15 protein-coding genes and 1 pseudogene are annotated in these 17,816 nt (G+C 69.5%); 13 read left to right on the top strand and 3 right to left on the bottom strand.

Annotation, left to right across the window (positions count from 1 at the left end):
* Positions 1–46: 46 nt before the first annotated feature.
* Positions 47–1,426: pseudogene (locus H1D24_RS43295) on the top strand (lysylphosphatidylglycerol synthase transmembrane domain-containing protein); the annotation flags it as partial.
* 3 nt (positions 1,427–1,429) lie between these two features.
* Here H1D24_RS43295 and H1D24_RS43290 read toward each other — a convergent pair.
* Both H1D24_RS43290 and H1D24_RS38980 read right to left on the bottom strand, forming a co-directional pair.
* The gene (locus tag H1D24_RS43290; protein WP_258564683.1) at positions 1,430–2,503 is read right to left on the bottom strand and encodes a RibD family protein; all 1,074 of its coding nucleotides are present in this window, start codon (positions 2,501–2,503) and stop codon (positions 1,430–1,432) included.
* Positions 2,500–3,264: a creatininase family protein gene (locus tag H1D24_RS38980; RefSeq protein ID WP_181662496.1), complete on the bottom strand. Its 765-nt coding sequence runs from the start codon at positions 3,262–3,264 to the stop codon at positions 2,500–2,502. Before H1D24_RS38980 ends, H1D24_RS43290 begins: the two co-directional genes overlap by 4 nt.
* A 121-nt stretch (positions 3,265–3,385) precedes the next feature.
* On the opposite strand from H1D24_RS38980, the gene H1D24_RS38975 reads away from it, so the two are divergent.
* Positions 3,386–4,231 (top strand): GTP cyclohydrolase II, encoded by an 846-nt coding sequence (locus tag H1D24_RS38975; RefSeq protein ID WP_181662492.1) that lies wholly within the window; start codon positions 3,386–3,388, stop codon positions 4,229–4,231.
* A 37-nt stretch (positions 4,232–4,268) separates the two neighbouring features.
* Here the strand turns inward: H1D24_RS38975 and H1D24_RS38970 are convergent, their stop codons facing one another.
* Positions 4,269–5,393, bottom strand: a complete 1,125-nt coding sequence (locus H1D24_RS38970; protein WP_181662491.1) for an adenosine deaminase family protein — start codon at positions 5,391–5,393, stop codon at positions 4,269–4,271.
* 283 nt (positions 5,394–5,676) lie between these two features.
* Here H1D24_RS38970 and H1D24_RS38965 point away from each other — a divergent pair, with 283 nt between their 5' ends.
* The 11 genes from H1D24_RS38965 (at position 5,677) to H1D24_RS38920 (ending at position 17,809) form a co-directional block, all read left to right on the top strand.
* Positions 5,677–6,363, top strand: coding sequence for a helix-turn-helix domain-containing protein (locus tag H1D24_RS38965; RefSeq protein WP_258564678.1), 687 nt, complete (start codon positions 5,677–5,679; stop codon positions 6,361–6,363).
* Between the two features lie 181 nt (positions 6,364–6,544).
* Positions 6,545–7,894: an ammonium transporter gene (locus tag H1D24_RS38960; protein ID WP_181662490.1), complete on the top strand. Its 1,350-nt coding sequence runs from the start codon at positions 6,545–6,547 to the stop codon at positions 7,892–7,894.
* Between the two features lie 210 nt (positions 7,895–8,104).
* Positions 8,105–10,435 carry a trimethylamine N-oxide demethylase gene (locus H1D24_RS38955; RefSeq protein ID WP_181662489.1) on the top strand — a complete coding sequence of 777 codons (2,331 nt, stop codon included), beginning with the start codon at positions 8,105–8,107 and terminating at the stop codon, positions 10,433–10,435.
* Between the two features lie 43 nt (positions 10,436–10,478).
* Positions 10,479–11,840, top strand: a complete 1,362-nt coding sequence (locus H1D24_RS38950; RefSeq protein ID WP_181662488.1) for a trimethylamine monooxygenase — start codon at positions 10,479–10,481, stop codon at positions 11,838–11,840.
* Between the two features lie 96 nt (positions 11,841–11,936).
* Positions 11,937–12,296 (top strand): cupin domain-containing protein, encoded by a 360-nt coding sequence (locus H1D24_RS38945; protein ID WP_181662487.1) that lies wholly within the window; start codon positions 11,937–11,939, stop codon positions 12,294–12,296.
* 1 nt (position 12,297) lies between these two features.
* Positions 12,298–12,813 carry a dimethylamine monooxygenase subunit DmmA family protein gene (locus H1D24_RS38940; RefSeq protein WP_181662486.1) on the top strand — a complete coding sequence of 172 codons (516 nt, stop codon included), beginning with the start codon at positions 12,298–12,300 and terminating at the stop codon, positions 12,811–12,813.
* Positions 12,810–13,751 (top strand): PDR/VanB family oxidoreductase, encoded by a 942-nt coding sequence (locus H1D24_RS41940; RefSeq protein ID WP_220137729.1) that lies wholly within the window; start codon positions 12,810–12,812, stop codon positions 13,749–13,751. The genes H1D24_RS38940 and H1D24_RS41940 overlap by 4 nt, the downstream gene beginning before the upstream one ends.
* Complete coding sequence (locus H1D24_RS38935) at positions 13,748–14,749, top strand: heme-dependent oxidative N-demethylase family protein (protein ID WP_220137728.1); 1,002 nt, start codon at positions 13,748–13,750, stop codon at positions 14,747–14,749. The genes H1D24_RS41940 and H1D24_RS38935 overlap by 4 nt, the downstream gene beginning before the upstream one ends.
* 88 nt (positions 14,750–14,837) lie before the next feature.
* The gene (gene glnT / locus H1D24_RS38930; RefSeq protein WP_181662484.1) at positions 14,838–16,199 is read left to right on the top strand and encodes a type III glutamate--ammonia ligase; all 1,362 of its coding nucleotides are present in this window, start codon (positions 14,838–14,840) and stop codon (positions 16,197–16,199) included.
* Between the two features lie 36 nt (positions 16,200–16,235).
* Positions 16,236–17,108, top strand: a complete 873-nt coding sequence (locus H1D24_RS38925) for a class II glutamine amidotransferase domain-containing protein (protein WP_181662483.1) — start codon at positions 16,236–16,238, stop codon at positions 17,106–17,108.
* Positions 17,096–17,809 (top strand): glutamate synthase, encoded by a 714-nt coding sequence (locus tag H1D24_RS38920; protein ID WP_181662482.1) that lies wholly within the window; start codon positions 17,096–17,098, stop codon positions 17,807–17,809. The genes H1D24_RS38925 and H1D24_RS38920 overlap by 13 nt, the downstream gene beginning before the upstream one ends.
* Positions 17,810–17,816: the final 7 nt, after the last annotated feature.

The raw sequence follows: 17,816 nt of genomic DNA, 5'->3' as shown, positions 1-17,816 counted from the left end.
GCGGGGCCGGGGGCGGGGCCGGGAGCGGGGACGCGGGCGGTGTCCCGTGACGGCGCCTACGGGAGGGAACGGGCTGCCTCGTGCGGGACGGAGGGATCTAGCGCGCGCGGGAGGGAACGTTCTCCCCCGCGCCGGACGGAATGACCTGCCTCATGCCGTCCGGAGCTATCTGACTCGCGCGGGACGGAATGATCTGACTCGCGCGGGACGGAATGATCTGACTCGCGCGGGACGGAACGATCTGGCGCGCACGGATCAGAACGACCTGCCCGGCGCGGAACCGAGCGAGCTGCCCCTCGCTTCGGGCGGTTGTCCGCGCAGCGCGTCGCGCGGTCGCTTGTCCGCCGCCGTACGTGGTCGGTTGCCCCACGCCGTGCGCGCCCCGCTGCCCTGCGCAGAACGGACGGATCCGCCGCGGGCGGTCGGCGGTCGGCCACGAACTCCCGTACGCGGCCGGCTCCTCCGCGCCGCGCGGAGCCGGCTCCCCGCACTCCGCGCCGTACGGACCGGGGTCCGCGCACTCGGAGCCGCATGCGGCGCCGTACGGAAACATCTCCCCGTACTCGCCGGAGCCATCATCCTCGCCCTGCTGATCTGGCGGCTCGGCACCGGAGCCTTCGTGGACGGACTGCACAGGATCGACGGGCCCACCCTCCTGGCCGCCCTCGGTATCGGTCTGCTCACGACGGTCCTCAGCGCCTGGCGCTGGTGTCTGGTGGCCCGTGGGCTCGGAATGCGGCTGCCGTTGGGCGGCGCCGTCGCCGACTACTACCGCGCCCTGTTCCTCAACGCGGCGCTTCCCGGCGGCGTACTCGGCGATGTGCACCGCGCCGTACGGCACGGCCAGAGCGCCGGGGACATCGGCCGGGGCGTCCGCGCGGTCGTTCTTGAACGGGTCGCTGGTCAGGTGGTTCTCATCGTGGCCGGGGTGGCGATCCTGTCGGCTCAGCCGACACCGGCGCTGGCGGGGGTGCCGGGGCTGTCGGGGCTGCCTGGGCTCCCCGAGCTCGGCCGTATGCCCCACCGACTCGCCATGATGCCGGACGCCACCTTGCCCCTTGCCGTGGTCGTGCTCTCCGTGTTCATGACCGTGGTAGCCCTCCGTCTCCGGGCTCGACGCCGCCTTCGCCAGGAGCCGGGCCCCGGATCGTCGCGATCGCACCGTGCGTTCCGCGCCGCACTCACCGAGGCCCGCTCGGGGCTGCTCGCCCGCGGGATCTGGCCGGGTGTGGTCGTCTCGTCCGTCGTGGTGCTGGCGGGGCACGTGGCCATGTTCCTGCTCGCTGCCCGGGTCGCGGGCGTGACGGCGCCGGCCGCCGCGTTGGTGCCCCTGGCCGTACTCGCGCTGATCGCCATGGCGCTGCCGCTGAACGTCGGAGGCTGGGGGCCCAGGGAGGGTGTCACCGCCTGGGCCTTCGGCGCCGCGGGCCTAGGGGCGACACAGGGGCTGACCGTCTCCGTGGTGTACGGAGTGCTCGCCTTCGCGGCCGGTCTTCCCGGTGCCGGGGTGCTCCTCGGCAGGTGGCTCGCCCGAGTCGGTACGCGCCGGTCGTGCGCCGCAGCACGCATTCGCCGACCGTTCGGCAGGCCGCTCAACAGCCGTCCGTTCGCCGGAGCAGTGCTCGTCGGCCGTCGCCGGATGGCCCGACTGCGGCGTGCCCAGGTCGAGTTCGTACAGCGTGTCCTCGCCGAGGACCGTACGTCGGACGGGCGGACGGAGTGCGTCCCGCATCACCACCGGGCCGGGGAAGCGGAGCCCCGGGACGCCGTCGCCGAGGAGGACTGGTGCCACCGTGACGTAGAGCCGGTGCAGCGCGCGCTCGTGCAGGAAGCGCGACACGGTGACGCCGCCGCCCTCGATCAGCAGACGGCCCAGGCCGCGTCGCGCGAAGGTCTGCACAAGGCGCGCGGGAGCGAAGGCGTCACGGTCGGGCAGGGTGAGTATGTCGACCCCGTCCGGAACGGCGGATCGCTCGCGGTCCTGGCCGGCGCCCACCACCCACAGGGTGGGGGCTGATCCGTCCATGAACACGCGTCGCTTCAGCGGGACACGGCCTTGCGGATCCAGGACGATGCGCAGGGGGTTTGGCCCCGCGCAGGCGCGCACCGTCAGCTGCGGGTCGTCCGCGACGGCGGTGCCGGCCCCGACGACCACCGCGTCCGCGAGCGCCCGTAGGCGGTGCAGATGACGGCGGTCGTCCTCGCCCGTGACGTAGTCGGCGTCGCCGGTACGGGTCGCTATGAAACCGTCCAGGCTCTGCCCGAGCTGCGCGAACGTGACGTGCGGGCCGGCCAGGCACAGCGGCACGTACAAGTCGGCGAGTCGTTCTGCTTCGGGCGTTGCGTCCTGGCGCCACTGCCACGCAGGGCCGGCTTTAGCACCCCCGACCACGAGCCCGGCGGCCTCGGCGTCCGCCCGGGACCGTATGGCGAGCAGCCGCTCCCAAGCCTCTGCCGCGTCCAGTACGTGATGGTCCGGCTTCCGTTCAGTATGGGCTGTCATCGGGTCCCCCTCGCATTCGGTGTGTTAGGGGCAACGACAGAGACGTACTCAGCGAACGAATCGACCAGTCCGGCGAGCAGTTCCTTACCCTTCACGGCGGACGCCAATGATGGACTGCCGATGACACCGGACTCCGTATAAGCCGGCATACCGAGAGTGAGGAGATGCCGACGCTCATCGGCAAGGAAATCGGCGGATTCATATCCGGGGCGGACCAGTTCCGGATGGGCGTGCAGCAGGATGGAGGTCTCCACCTCGCCCGCATGCATATCGCTGTGTGAGGAGGTCTGTACTCCGGCCCTTGCGCGGGCAGCGTCCCAGTCCGCCGCCCCCGGAAATAGCGCCATGCGCGTACCAGTCCCTTCGGATTCCTGAACCACGTTGCGGAGTACGTAATTTCCGCCGTGGCCGTTCACCAGAATGAGGGCCGAGATGCCGGACCTGCGGAGCGATTCGGCGATGTCCCGTACGACGGCGTACAGGGTGACCGCGGAAATGCTGACCGTGCCCGGCCAGGCGGCGTGCTCGTGCGAGCAGGAGATCGTCAGCGGCGGGAGGAGAAGTACGGGATGAGCTGCGGCGATCTCCCGGGCGATGGTGCAGGCGACGACCGTGTCGGTCACCAGGGGGAGAAAAGCGCCGTGTTGCTCGAAGCTGCCGATGGGCAGGACGGCGACATCGGCCTGTTGTGCCTTCACGTCCTCTGTCGTGTTCAACGGCAGGACGCCGTAGGCAGTCGCTTGCGTTTCCGCACCGCTCATGTCTTTCCTCTCCGACTCCTCCGCCTCCGCGCCTTTCGAACCCGGCGGCTTTGGGCAGTCCGTTGATACTTGTTCGTCATTTTCGCGCACACCGCGGTCACATACCAGCTAGGGTCGGTCCATGGCAGAAAGTGACTGGACGTTCGACGGCGGCCAGGCCCGCCCGTCAGGTGTCGAACGAGTGGTGAATGTCCAACTGTCCACGGTGTACGGCGATTTTCTCGCCGTCGGCTACCTGGACCGCAATCGCGGTGACGAACAAATGGCGCTGATCTACGGCGTGACAGAAGGCGACATCGGTCACAGTGACATCGGTGATGGCGGCATTGGTGACGGCGACATCGGTGATGGCGACATCGGTGGGGGCGACATCGGTGGGGGCGACATCGGTGGGGGCGAACTCGTTCAAGGTGGCCCCTGTGACGGCGTCGGCGGTGACGGAATGCTCACCCGCGTCCATTCGGAGTGTCTGACCGGTGACGCTTTCGGCTCCAAGCACTGCGAGTGCGGAGAGCAACTGTCCGCGGCACTGCACGCCATCGCGAGCGAAGGACGCGGCGTTCTGCTCTACCTCCGCGGTCACGAAGGGCGCGGAATAGGTCTGCTGGGCAAACTCCGGGCGATGAAGCTCCAACAGGAGGGGCTCGACACGGTCGAGGCGAATCTCGCCCTGGGCTTCCCGGCCGACGCCCGCGACTACGAGGTCGCGGCGGACATCCTGCACGACCTGGGTGTGCGATCGGTGCGGCTGCTGTCGAACAACCCGCGCAAGAGCGAGGCGCTCATGCGGCACGGGATCAAGGTCACCGAACAGGTCCCCCTGCTGACACCGCCGCGCCCGGAGAACATCACGTACCTGCGGACCAAGCGCGAACGCCTCGACCATCACCTGCCGCACCTGGATCGCGGTCCTGACCGAGACCCCGAGCTCGCCATGGATCTGCATGGCGCGGCCGACTGGTCGTAAAAGGCTGTCCACCATCTCGGCCGCCTGTTCCCGAGGGCTAGCCACGGGTGCGGCAGTCGCCACGCCCTTGGATGGGGGGTGCCGTTGCTTGGTCAGGGATGTCCAGCCAGTCGCCGATGAGCCTGACCGCATCCTCCACCAGTGCGCGCGGGGCGCCAGAGGATTCGACCGAGGTGCGGGCTATCGCGGCGATTTGGGGGTCGGTGAGGGCGAAGGTCGCGCGGGCTGTCTCGTACTCCTCCAGCAGGCCCGGGCCGAACAGGAGGGGGTCGTCGGCGTTGAGGGTGCACCGGACGCCGGCCTGCAGCAGAAGCGGGAGGGGGTGGACGGACAGGGATTCCACGACGCCGAGGGCGACGTTGGAGGTGGGGCAGACGTCGAGGACTACGCTTTCCGCAGCCAGGCGGGCGACGAGAGCCGGGTCCTCAACCGCCCGTACGCCGTGGGCGATCCGTCGCGCGTCGAGCACGTCAAGTGCGGCGCGCACGCTGGCCGGACCTGCGAGTTCCCCAACCGCCCGTACGCCGTGGGCGATCCGTCGCGCGTCGAGCACGTCAAGTGCGGCGCGCACGCTGGCCGGACCTGCGAGTTCCCCTGCGTGCGGGGCGGAAATCAGCCCGGCATCACGGGCGATGGCGAAAGCCTCGGCGAACGGCTCAGGGGCATAGTGGGCCTCGTCTCCGGCCAGCCCGAAGGAGACCACCCCGTTGTCTGCCCGCCGGGCCGCGAGGCGGGCGGTCTCGACGGCCTCCGAAGGATCCGCGTTACGCCGGGCGAACACCAGGACGCCGAAGCCGATGCCCAGCCGGGCGGCGGTACGGCGGCCCTCGTCGATCACCGCGTCCAGCAGTTCCAGCGCGGCGTCCGGGTCGTCCTCGTAGGTCAGGGGGTTCACATGGGGTTCGATCCATACCGCTCCGTCTGCGGCGGCGTCCTCGACCACTTCGCGCACCAGCCGCAGAAGGTTCTCCCGCGGGCCTTCGCGCACCAGCCGCGCAGCGACGCGATACAAGGGCATGAAGTCCTCGAACGACTTGAAGCCGCCTGAGTCCGGCGGCTGTTCGCCACGCTCGCCCGCTAGTTCCGCGAGCGTGGCTGGGCGCATCGCGCCTTCGAGATGGAGATGGAGATGGGCCTTCGGCAGACGGGCCAGGCTTCGCATGGTGCATCACTCTATGACCATCCCAGTGACGGTCGTTGGAGATACGTCAGCAGGAGTCCCCTATGTCCATCCGCCGGGCCATGCCCGACAGCACCCCTCGCAGGATGAGGAGTGGGGAGTGCGCCGGTTCTTCGTCCGTGACCCCAATGGCAGGATGATCAACGTGCTGATCAACGTGCTGAGCCACCGATGAGCCCCTCTGTGGTCTGACGTGCTTGTGTCGACCGCTGTGATGACGACCGAGGGCGCGCCACAGCGCCGACCCGGTCGTTATGCTGCACGAATGGACGGGGAGGCGATGAGCGAGGCGCGGGAGCACCAGGAGAATCCCGAGGCGGGGGAGTGGGCCGAGCATGGTCCGGCCGCGCGGGAGATCGATCAGCCCGCGCCCGTCGAGGGTGCCCTGGAGCGGGCGATCGCGGTGCAGGTGCGCCGGTATCGCCAGGCCATCGGGCTGACCGTGGGTGACATGGCGACGCGCGCCGGGATCTCCAAGGCGATGCTGTCCAAGATCGAGAACGCCCAGACCTCCTGCAGCCTCACCACGCTGGCCCGGCTCGCCGCCGCCCTGGATGTGCCGGTCACGGCCCTGTTCCGGGGCGCCGACGCCAAGCGGGAGGCGGTGTTCACCCCGGCGGGGTCGGGGGCCCGCATCGTGCAGCGCGGGACCAGGGTCGGCCACGACTACACGCTCCTCGGCGCCCTGCGCGGACCGCACAAGCGGATGGAGGCCCACCTCGTCACGCTGACCGAGCAGAGTGAGGTGTTCCCGCTCTTCCAGCACCCCGGCACCGAACTCATCTTCATGCTCGAGGGCGAGATGGTGTACGGGCACAGTGACGCCAGTTACCGGATGGAGCCCGGCGACGCCCTCCAACTGGACGGCGAGGGTGTGCACGGCCCGCAGGAGCTGGTGAAACTGCCGATCCGCTTCCTGTCCGTGGTGGCTTACGGGGACATCGAGCCCTGACATAGCGTCAGAGCACGTCGGTAGTTGTCCTTTGCGGGCCGAGCGACCTCGGGCAACACGTTCTTTATCCAGTGCACCGCGTCCCGTAACACCGATCGTCCACTGTCTCTCAACATTGGTTCTCTTCAGGAGACAGGACGGCAGGCGGCACCGGCCGTCGCACGATCTGGAGGACGACAGCATGGACGCAGCAAGTACCGCATGGATTCTCGCCTCCTTCACGGCGGTGAGTCTCATGGTGCCCGGCCTCGCGCTCTTCTACGGCGGCATGGTGGGCTCCAGGAGCATGCTCAACATGATCATGATGGTGTTCGGCGCCGTTGCCGCCGGAGCCGTCGTCTGGACCCTGTACGGCTACTCCGCGGTCTTCGGTGACTCCTACGGCGGCCTCGGCCTCCTCGGTGACATCACCGAACACGCCGGCCTCACGGACGTACTCAAGGGGGACAAGGAAGCAGCCATTCCCCCGGCCCTGTTCGCCGCGTTCCAGGCGCTGTTCGCGGCGCTCACGGTGGGGATCATCGCCGGGGCACTCGTCGACCGGGTGCGCTTCGGCGCCTGGATCGTCTTCTCCGCCCTGTGGGTCAGCCTCGTCTATCTGCCCATCGGGCACTGGGTGTTCTCGCTGAGCGCCGAGGACGGTTCGCTCACGGGTGGATGGATCCTCAACCGGCTCGCGGCCGTCGACTTCGCGGGCGGAACCGCCGTGCACATCAATTCCGGTGCCGCGGGCCTCGCCGCCGTACTGGCACTCGGCGCCCGGCGCGGCTGGCCCCGGCAGCCGCGCCCGAACAGCATTCCGTTCACCGTTCTGGGTGGCGGCATCCTCTTCTTCGGCTGGTTCGGCTTCAACGGCGGCTCGGCCCTTGCCTCGGGCAACAGCGCATCGGTCGTCGTCCTCACGACCATGAACGCCGCCTTCGCGGCCATGCTGGTCTGGCTGCTCGTCGAGCGGATCATGGACAAGCACGCCACCGCGCTGGGTGCGGCATCGGGCCTCATCGCCGGCCTCGTCGCGATCACCCCCGCCTGCGGCGCCGTGTCCCCCATGGGTGCGCTCGCCGTCGGCGCGATCGCCGGCGCCCTCTGCCCGCTCGCCATCCGGCTCAAGTACAAGCTGGGATACGACGATTCACTCGACGTCGTCGGCGTCCACCTGGTCGGCGGCGTCGCCGGAACCCTGATGGTGGGACTGTTCGCGACGCCCGATGCACCGAGCGCGGCCACCGGCCTCTTCTACGGCGGCGGCTTCCGTCTGCTCGGCGTCCAGACCGTGGCGGCGCTCGCGGTCCTCGCGTACTCCTTCGTCGTCACCTGGCTACTGGTGAAGGCCATCGACAAGACGATGGGCATGCGGCTGGAGGCGGAAGCCGAGGAGAACGGCGTCGACGTGACGGTCCACGGTGAGGTGGCCTGGGACCTGGAGGGTGCGATGTACGGGCCCGCGCCCAAGCTGGCCGAGCGCAGCCGCGAGGTCGTCGAGTCCGCGGAGGCGCTCGCGTCGGCCGCGGCCGAGCGCGGCAAGGGCTGAGACCGGCGCGCCCGGCACGCAACCTCACTCCGACGCATCACCTGCCCCGGCCCATCAGGCCACGCGGCCCGGCTCCGTGCATCAACGGGCCGGGCTGTGTGGCGTGTTGAGGCCATTGCTCGTTGTAACAGGCCTTAACGGCTCATTAACCACCGCTGTTTCCTGTGGCGATACGGTATTTCACCGTAGGACATCGGAAGGTGGGTCCGTATGGCACTGTCACCGTCTTCGTCCCGACTGCTTCTGCCAGGCCTCACCCCACGGGAGCCGGGCCTTGAGACCTACGGGGTCCGACCCGGCGGCGTCACCGGCGTACGGCTGCGACCCGGTGACCGGATCGATGTGGTCGACCGGCACGGCAGGCAGCCCGCCGAGTTGACCGTTCTCGACCGCGAGGGCCCCACCGGCTCCGCGCTCGGGATCACCCTCGATGCGCCGGCCACGGTGCTGCGCGGGTCCGCGGCGCCGAACGTGTCCGCCGTCCCGGCCGAGTACGGCATCGATCCGGAACGGGCCATGGCGGTAAGGCTGTTCGGCGGCTGGTCGCCCGCCGGTGCCCGGGAGTCGTTCACCGCCGTCTGCGAGGCCGTCGTCCTGGTCGCCGCCCCCGCCGTACCCATGGCTGTGGACGACGAGGCCGCCAACCCGCCGTCCGATCTGCTCATCGAGATACGCCGTGCCGCTCCTCGGGTCGCCCACGAGCCCCGGCTGCCGGAGCCGCTGGCCGAGCCCGTGCTCGATCTGCGGATAGACGCGGCCACCGCCCGCGGCTATGAGGTCAAGAAGGGCCAGTACATCCAGGTCATCGACGTCGAGGGCGGGCAGTGCTCCGACTATCTGGCCTTCGACGCCAGGCGGTTGCAGAACGGTCTCGAGCGCGGTCTCGACGCGACCACGACCCGGCACTTCACGGGCCGCGCCTATCCGCAGCCCGGACTGCACGGCAAGTTCTACGACGAGGACGCCCGGCCGCTCGTGGAGATCGTCCGCGACACGGTCGGCCGGCACGACACGTTCGGGCTCGCCTGCAACGCCAAGTACTACGAGGACATGGGCTATCCCGGCCATGCCAACTGCACGGACAACTTCAATGCGGAGCTCGCCGGTTACGGAATCGCCGCCCGGACCGGCTGGCCCGCGCTGAACCTCTTCTACAACACGGCGTTCGACGATGCGCAGGTGCTCGTATTCGACGAACCATGGTCGCGGCCCGGCGATTACGTCCTGATGCGGGCCATGACGGATCTCGTCTGCGCCTCCTCCGCGTGTCCCGACGACATCGACCCGTCCAACGCCTGGGAGCCCACGGACATCCACATCCGCGTGTACGACGCGAGGAGGACCTTCTCCATGGCCATGGCCCATCGGGTCACCCCGGACGCCGAGCCGACACTGACCAGGCCGACCGCGTTCGCGCCCAGGACCGAGAAGCTGACGCGGCAGTTCACCGAGTACCGCGGCTACTGGCTGCCGGACAGCTACGACAACCACGGTCCGCAGGAGGAGTACTGGGCCTGCCGCGAGCGCGCGGCCGTCATGGATCTGTCCCCGCTGCGCAAGTTCGAGGTGCTCGGGCCCGACGCGGAAGCCCTCCTCCAGGCCACCCTCACCCGCAACATCCGCAAGCTGTCGCACGGCCAGGTCGTGTACACGGCCCTGTGCAACGAGACTGGCGGCGTGATCGACGACGGCACCGTCTTCCGGCTCGGCGACACCAACTTCCGCTTTGTCGGCGGTGACGACTACGACGGCATCTGGCTGCGCGAGCAGGCCGAGCGGCTCGGCCTCGACCGCGTCTGGGTCAAGCCGTCGACAGACCAGCTGCACAACATCGCGGTCCAGGGCCCCGCCAGCCGCGACCTGCTCGCCGAGATCATCTGGACCCCGCCGACCCAGCCCGCCTTCACCGGCCTCGGCTGGTTCCGCTTCGCCGTCGGCCGCCTCGGCGACCATCAGGGCATCCCGCTGCTGGTCTCCCGTACGGGCTACTCCGGCGAACTCGGCTACGAGATATGGGTCCATCCGCAGCACGCGACGGCGCTGTGGGACGCGGTGTGGGAGGCCGGCAGGCCATACGGCCTGACGCCCCTGGGCCTGGCCGCGCTCGACATGCTCCGCATCGAAGCCGGACTGGTCTTCGCCGGATACGACTTCTCCGACCAGACCGACCCCTTCGAGGCGGGCATCGGCTTCACCGTGCCGCTGAATACGAAGGAGGACGAGTTCGTCGGCCGGGAGGCGCTGCTCGCCCGCAAGGCCAGTCCGCAGCGGACCCTCGTCGGCCTGGAGCTGGAGGGCAACGAGCCCGCCCGGCACGGCGACTGCGTCCACGTCGGACGCTCCCAGGTCGGCGTGGTGACGAGCGCGACGCTCTCGCCGCTGCTGCGCAGGAACATCGCGCTGTGCCGGATCGCCGTCCAGTACGCGGATCCCGGCACGTACGTCGAGATCGGCAAGCTCGACGGCCATCGCAAGCGCATCCCCGCGCAGGTCGTGCGCTTCCCGTTCTACGACCCCGACAAGACGCGCCCGCGTTCCTGAACCCCCTCGCCTCCCCCCACACCCACCTACAGGAGGATCTCCCATGTCCCGTGTCGCCATCATCGGAGCCGGTCCCAGCGGGCTCGCCCAGTTGCACGCCTTCGAGCAGGCCGGGCTCGCCGGCGCGGATGTCCCCGAAGTCGTCTGTTTCGAGAAGCAGAGCGACTGGGGCGGTCTGTGGAACTACACCTGGCGCACCGGCCTGGACGAGCACGGCGACCCCGTCCACGGCAGCATGTACCGCTACCTCTGGTCGAACGGCCCCAAGGAGTGCCTGGAGTTCGCCGATTACACCTTCGATGAGCACTTCGGCGGGCCGATCCCGTCGTTCCCGCCCCGCGAGGTGCTCTACGACTACATCACCGGCCGGGCCAAGAAGAGCGGCGTCCGGCAGTACATCCACTTCGACACGGCCGTGCGGTGGATCGCGTACGACGAGGCCCGCGGCACGTTCGAGGTGACGGTGGAGTCCCGTGCCGACAAGTCCACCCGCACCGAGGAGTTCGACTGGGTGATCGTCGGCACCGGGCACTTCTCGACGCCGAACTTCCCCGAGTATCCGGGCTTTTCGACCTTCCCCGGACGCGTACTGCACTCCCACGACTTCCGTGACGCGGGCGAGTTCGCGGGCAAGGAACTGCTGATCCTGGGCAGCAGCTATTCGGCCGAGGACATCGCATTGCAGTCGCTCAAGTACGGGGCCGAGTCGGTCACCATCTCGTACCGGACGAGCCCGATGGGCTTCGGCTGGCCCGAGGGGATCAGCGAGGTGCCGGGGCTCGACCGGGTCGAGGGGCGGACCGCGTACTTCGCCGACGGCTCCACGCGTGACGTCGACGCGATCGTGCTGTGCACCGGCTACCGGCACCACTTCCCGTTCGTCGAGGAGGCGCTGCGGCTGCGTACGGGCAATGAGCTGTACCCGGAGAAGCTCTACAAGGGCGTCGTCTGGACGCCCAACCCGAAGCTGATGTACCTGGCGATGCAGGACCAGTACTACACCTTCTCGATGTTCGACGCGCAGGCGTTTTATGTGCGCGATGTGATCCTCGGGCGGATCGCGCTGCCCGAGCCGGACGCGATGCAGGCCGACATCGCCTCCTGGCGCGCCCGCCAGGACACCCTCGCCGGACCGATGGACGACATCGACTTCCAGACCGACTACCTGCGTGACCTGATGAAGCCGACCGATTACCCGGCCTTCGATCTCGACCTGGCCCGGCAGCACTTCGCGACCTGGGAGCACCACAAGGAGGAGAGCATCACCGGCTACCGGGACCGCTCCTTCGCGTCGCCGTGCACCGGCACGGTGGCCCCTCTGCACCACACCCCGTGGTGGGAGGAGCTCGACGACTCGCTGGCCACGTTCCTCGGTTCCGGGCGCGTCAGCGGCGACGTCAACTGATGTGCCCGAAACACGCGTTCACGGCCGCGTAACCCACCGAGCGTTTCCTCGTATGACACTTGATTTCACTGCAGGATACGAGCAAGGAGGGCGAGGATGACCACGACCGAAGGCGCGATCCTCAAAGTGCAGGACGGTGCCGCCAACCTCCCGAGCATGAACGTCGAGGGCTCCAAGGCGTTCATCGGCGACGCGTTCGCCAACCCCGGTGGTGCGGTGATCTGCTCGGGGTTCTTCGAGCTCTTCCACTCCGAGCCGCTCGTCTACGAGTACACCTACGACGAGACCAAGTTCGTCGTCGAGGGGGAGTTCACGCTCACCGACATGGCGACCGGCCAGGTCGTCCACGCGGCCAAGGGGGACGTGCTGTTCTTCCCCAAGGGCACCACCGTCAAGTTCGAGACGCCGGACCACGCCGTCGGCTTCTACGCCGGCCACCGCAGCTTCGCTCCCTGACATGGGTCTCCAGCACACGAGTGTTCCGCGCTGGCCGACGGCGGATCCGGGTGTGGACCGGACCGGCCGCGCGTATGCGGTGATGTCCTTCGGGCCGGACGCGGCGCCGCTCGCGGCGGGCTGGGGGCGCGAACTGCACGCCCTCGGACGGACGGTGTGGTCGTGGCACGGCGAGGCGGCCACCGACGAGGCCGTCGCCGAGCTCCGCCGGCAGGTCGAGTACGCCACCGTGGGGTGGCGCCTGATGCTGGCAGGCCCGCAGTGCGACGTACTGCGGGCCCATGCGGAGGCGCTCCGGGGCGGCGTCCTGGAGGCGGAGATCACCGTCCTGGTGACCGACGCGGTGCGGACCCGGGTGTGGTGTGCGCACTGCGGCGCCACGACCCTCGCCGACGCGGCCCTCGGCGAGGTCACAGGCTGCTCCGGGTGCGGCCGGTCCCTGTACGTCTACCACCACGTTTCCCGGCGAACCGCCACTCACCTGGGGTTCATGGCCGATGCGGAGGAGTTGCAGTGACCCTGAAGCTCGTCGTCCGGCGCAGCACCGAGATCGCCGAGGGAATCCGCGAGATCGTCATGACCCGGCCTGACGACGGACCGCTGCCCGCCCATCCGCCGGGCAGTCACGTCGTCGTCGACTGCGGGCCTCAGCGCAACGCCTACTCGCTGACCAACTGCGGCATCGACCCGGGTGCCTACACCGTCGCTGTCCTGCGTCGCCCGACGGCGGACGGCGGGAGTGGCGGCTCCGAGCAGATGCATCGGTTCCAGCCCGGCGACCGGGTCGCCCTGTCGCCGCCGCGCAGCGCGTTTCCCCCGGTGTCCACCGCGCGCCGGCATCTGCTGATCGCCGGAGGCATCGGCATCACGCCCTTGCTCAGCCATGCGCGTAACGCCGTGCGCTGGGGTGCGGACGTACGGCTGCTGTATGTGCATCGCCCGGGGGCCGGAGCGTACGCCGATGAGCTCTCCGAACTGCTGGGCGAGCGCGCGCAACGCGTCACCGAGAAGAGTGAGTTCAGTGTGCTGCTGCGGCAGGCGCTGGTCTCTCAGCCTATGGGGACCCATCTGTACGTCTGCGGTCCGGCGGCGCTGATGGACCGGGTGCTGCAGGAGGCCGCCGCGGCCGGATGGCCGCCGCAGCGGCTGCACCTGGAGCGGTTCACCCCCGCCGAGCTCGATCCGGGGCAGCCGTTCACGGCGAGTCTCGGGCGGTCGAGGCGCCAGGTTTCCGTACCGGCGGGTACCAGCCTGCTCGAGGCGCTGGAGAACGCCGGTGTGGAGGTACCGAACATGTGCCGGCAGGGGGTGTGCGGCGAATGCCGGGTGCCTGTGCTCGCCGGGCGGCCCCTGCACCGCGACGAGTTCCTGTCCGAGGACGAGCGGGTGGCCGGGGACAGCGTCATGTGCTGCGTCTCCCGCAGCGAGACCGAGACCCTGGAGGTGGACCTGTGACTACTGCTGCCGCGCGGCGCTCTGCCGCGCTGTCGTCGCGGATCGCGGGCTTCCCGTTCCCGTTCCGCGCCGACACCTACCGCTACTCCACCAACGTCGAGCCCGCCCGGGTGCCGGTCGCCACCGAGGCCGGGGGCTGGGGCGGCGGAATCCTGGACATCGACGGCGAGTACGCGGCAGAGCTGGCGGAACGGGAGCGCATACTCGCTGCCGATCCCACCCGGCTCACCGTCCTGCCCCACATGCGCCCGGCCTGCTGGGACGCGCTGCGCACACTGCTGCGCGAGCTCGCAGCCCAGCACCCGGACATGATGGAGCTGCGCCGGGACGGCGACGAACTCGTCTGGCGCAATGAACTGTTGGGCATCGAGCAGCGCTTCCGGGACGGAGATGACGACACTCTGCCCGGCGGCCCCCTGGGGTTCCTCGGCAGTCAGATCCAGGACGACATCGTGCTCCTCGACCAGCGTGAGGGCTCACTGTGGGCCGATGCCGGACTGGTCACCTTCGCCGCCGACTGGTCGCTGCACTTCGACGTCGGCATGCGCTTCCTCGAGGTGCACGGTCCCGTGCCGCGCGTCCATGAGGAGGGCGTCATCTCGCGCGCCGAGCGCTTCCTGATGCGGCTGCAGCCGGGCCAGGAGTACCGGCGTACGAACTGGACCATGTCGGTGGACCGGCGGCTCGACCAGTCGACCGAGGTCTACCCGTTGTGGGGCAGGGACCGGCGGCTGATCGCCGAGGCGCCGGCGGACGAGCTCGCGGAGCGGCTGCAGCTGCGCGTCGAGGTCCAGCACCTCATCCGGCTCGGTGCCTCGGGTGCCGTGCTGTTCCTGATCCGCACCTATCTCCTGTCGCTCGCCGAACTGGCGCAGGTGCCGGCCTGGCGGACACGGTTCGGCCGCGTCCTGGCCGAACTACCCGACGACATGGCCGAGTACAAGGGCCTGACCCGGTTCCGCCGAGCCGCGGCGGACTGGCTGCTGCCCGACTCCTGACCGACCTCTGACTGACTTCTGACCGACCTCTGCGCTGTCTCCTCAGATCTCCTCCTGACCGCTCGCGACCCCGGATTCTGGAGCCCCCATGACCGTCGATGTCTCCACGCCACCAGCCGAAGCCGCTCAGGATGAGGCTCCTTCGGACCTCGCCACGCGGGCCCGCGCCGACGGCGTGAAGTTCCTGCTCGCTCTCTTCGTCGATCTGACGGGCAAGCCGTGCGCCAAGCTCGTCCCCGTCGAGGCGGCGGACGAACTCCAGTACGAGGGCGTCGGGTTCGCGGGCTACGCGGCCGGGGCGATGGGCCAGCAGCCCAGCGACCCGGATCTCATCGCCCTCCCGGACCTCGCCTCGTACACCCCGCTGCCGTGGGTGCGGGAGGGGCTGGCGCTCGTGCACTGCGACCCGCATGTGGAGGGCAAACCCTGGCCGTACGCTCCCCGCGTGATCCTCAAGACGCTGCTGGAGCGCGCACGGGCGCAGCAACTGGAGCTTTTCGCGGGCGCGGAGGTCGAGTACTTCCTCGTCTCGCGCGACGCCGACGGCCGGATCGCTCCCGCGGACACGAAGGACACCAGCGCCCAGCCGTGTTACGACGCGCGCGGGCTGACCCGGATGTACGAGCACCTCACCGCCGTCTCGACGGCGATGAACGCCCTCGGCTGGGCCAACTACGCCAACGACCACGAGGACGGAAACGGGCAGTTCGAGCAGAACTTCGCCTACGCGGACGCGCTGACCACCGCCGACCGCGTCATCACCGCCCGCTATCTCATCTCCGTGCTCGCCGAACAGCGCGGCATGACGGCCACGTTCATGCCGAAGCCGTTCAGCGACCGCACCGGAAGCGGCATGCATCTGCATCTGTCGCTGTGGCGGGACGGTGCCGCGCTGTTCCCCGACGGCGCCGACGAGCGTGCGCTCGGGCTGTCGGAGGTTGCGTACTCGTTCCTGGCCGGGATCCTCGAACATGCGCCGGGACTGCAGGCCGTGTTGGCCCCGACCGTCAACTCGTACAAGCGCACAGGCGCGGTCTCGACTCGCTCGGGCGCCACCTGGTCGCCCCGGCACGCGAGCTACGGGGGCAATGACCGTACGCACTTCATACGTGTCCCGGACGGCAACCGTATCGAGATGCGCGGCGGCGACGGCTCCGCGAACCCGTACCTTGCGCTGGCCGCCGCGCTGGCCGCGGGCCTCGACGGGATCGAGCGCGGCCTGGACCCGGGTGCGCCCGGAGCGGACGACGGCACGAAGCGCCCCGAACTGCCGCTGACCCTGCTGCACGCGGTGGACGCCCTGGCCGCCGACCCCGTGGTGGGCGGCGCACTGGATGCCGCCGGGCCCGGAGTCTGCGACTACTTCGCCGGGCTGAAGCGCGAGGAGTTCTTCGCCTGGCACAGCACGGTCGGCTCATGGGAGGTCGACCGCTACCTCACTGCTTTCTGATCCACGGACTCTGTACGCACGAAAGGGGATGTGCCGATGTGCGGGATCGTCGGTCTTCATCTGCGTGACCCCGGACTGCATCCGCAGCTGGGCACCCTGCTGGAAGCCATGCTCGGCCAGATCGTCGAACGCGGCCCGGACTCGGCTGGTGTCGCCGTCTACGGCGACCGGCGCCGCTGCCCGGAGGGCCATGCCGCAGTGTCGGTGATCGGCGCACTGCCGGACGCATTCCCCGGCCTGCCCGAGGTGTTGGTGACCAAAGCGGGCGACACCACGATCGTCGCCGCACCGGTCGCACCCGACGTACTGGCGGCGGCCGTCCGTAAGGCCGCGCCGGACGCCTTGATCGTCGGCACGGGCACCGACCTGACCGTCTACAAGGGCACCGGGAATCCACGGGACCTCGCCGCGACCTACGGTCTGGCCGAAGCGCAGGGCTGGCAGGGCCTCGCCCACACCCGCATGGCGACCGAGTCGGCCGTCACCCCGGAAGGCTGCCACCCCTTCTCCGTTGGTGACGACCAGTGCCTCGTGCACAACGGATCGTTCGCCAACCACGCCACCATCCGCCGCGAACTGGCGGCCGAAGGCGTGGAGTTCGACAGCGAGAACGACTCGGAGGTCGGCGCCCGGTTCGTCGCGGCGCGGCTGGCGCAGGGCGAGGACCTGGAGAAGGCGCTGCGGGCCTTGTGCGAGCGCTTCGACGGCTTCTACACGTTGCTCGTCACGAACGGCGACGGATTCGCCGTCGTCCGCGACGCCATCGCGTGCAAGCCCGCGATCATCGCCGAGACGGACGCCTGGGTGGCCATGGCCTCGGAGTTCCGCGCCCTGGCGGTGCTGCCGGGCATCGACACCGCCCGTATCTACGAGCCCGAGCCGGAGAGGGTCTACGCATGGAGCCGCTGACGACAGAGCCGGTGACCACACAACCGCTGACCACGCGTATCGACCTGGACACCAGCCCCGTACGCGACCTCAATGCGAAGCTGCACACCGGCTCCGTCGAGGCCTGCGAGGTGCTCAACCCACAAGGCAAGCACGCCCTCGCGGTCGGCCTGCGCCACCCGGTGACCGTCGACGTGCGCGGCCACGCCGGCTACTACTGCGCGGGCATGAACGACGGCGGCACGGTGACCGTGCACGGCAGCGTCGGGGTTGGCGTCGCCGAGAACATGATGTCCGGGACCGTCCGCGTGAAGGGCGACGCATCGCAGTCGGCCGGTGCCACAGGGCGCGGCGGGCTGCTGGTGATCGAGGGCAGCGCCTCCATGCGCTGCGGCATCTCGATGAAGGGCATCGACATCGTCGTGGGCGGCGACATCGGACCGATGAGCGCGTTCATGGCGCAGGCGGGGCGGCTGGTGGTGTGCGGTGACGCGGGCGAGGCGCTCGGTGACTCGATCTACGAGGCCCACCTGTACGTGCGCGGATCGGTGGCCTCGCTCGGCGCAGACTGCGTCGAGAAGCCGATGCACGACGAACACCGCGCCGAACTAGCCGAGTTGCTATCCGCCGCCGGGTTCGACCACGACCCGGCCGAGTTCCACCGCTACGGCTCCGCCCGCACCCTGTACCACTTCGCGGCCGCCAACTCAGCCGCGTACTGAGGAGGAC

It is taken from the genome of Streptomyces himalayensis subsp. himalayensis, from assembly GCF_013778455.1.
GTDB classification, from domain to species: Bacteria; Actinomycetota; Actinomycetes; order Streptomycetales; family Streptomycetaceae; genus Streptomyces; species Streptomyces himalayensis.
Note: the sequence above shows the minus strand (reverse complement) of the source record. Positions and strands in the feature narration are given on the sequence as shown.

Bases quoted from the DNA above. Each gene is read 5' to 3' on its own strand.
- H1D24_RS43290 (WP_258564683.1), bottom strand. From the start codon at position 2,503: ATGACAGCCCATACTGAACGGAAGCCGGACCATCACGTACTGGACGCG.
- H1D24_RS38950 (WP_181662488.1), top strand. From the start codon at position 10,479: ATGTCCCGTGTCGCCATCATCGGAGCCGGTCCCAGCGGGCTCGCCCAG.
- H1D24_RS38965 (WP_258564678.1), top strand. From the start codon at position 5,677: ATGGACGGGGAGGCGATGAGCGAGGCGCGGGAGCACCAGGAGAATCCC.
- H1D24_RS38980 (WP_181662496.1), bottom strand. From the start codon at position 3,264: ATGAGCGGTGCGGAAACGCAAGCGACTGCCTACGGCGTCCTGCCGTTG.
- H1D24_RS38970 (WP_181662491.1), bottom strand. From the start codon at position 5,393: ATGCGAAGCCTGGCCCGTCTGCCGAAGGCCCATCTCCATCTCCATCTC.
- H1D24_RS38925 (WP_181662483.1), top strand. From the start codon at position 16,236: ATGTGCGGGATCGTCGGTCTTCATCTGCGTGACCCCGGACTGCATCCG.
- H1D24_RS38960 (WP_181662490.1), top strand. From the start codon at position 6,545: ATGGACGCAGCAAGTACCGCATGGATTCTCGCCTCCTTCACGGCGGTG.
- H1D24_RS38975 (WP_181662492.1), top strand. From the start codon at position 3,386: ATGGCAGAAAGTGACTGGACGTTCGACGGCGGCCAGGCCCGCCCGTCA.
- H1D24_RS38945 (WP_181662487.1), top strand. From the start codon at position 11,937: ATGACCACGACCGAAGGCGCGATCCTCAAAGTGCAGGACGGTGCCGCC.
- H1D24_RS38940 (WP_181662486.1), top strand. From the start codon at position 12,298: ATGGGTCTCCAGCACACGAGTGTTCCGCGCTGGCCGACGGCGGATCCG.
- H1D24_RS38955 (WP_181662489.1), top strand. From the start codon at position 8,105: ATGGCACTGTCACCGTCTTCGTCCCGACTGCTTCTGCCAGGCCTCACC.
- H1D24_RS38920 (WP_181662482.1), top strand. From the start codon at position 17,096: ATGGAGCCGCTGACGACAGAGCCGGTGACCACACAACCGCTGACCACG.
- glnT (WP_181662484.1), top strand. From the start codon at position 14,838: ATGACCGTCGATGTCTCCACGCCACCAGCCGAAGCCGCTCAGGATGAG.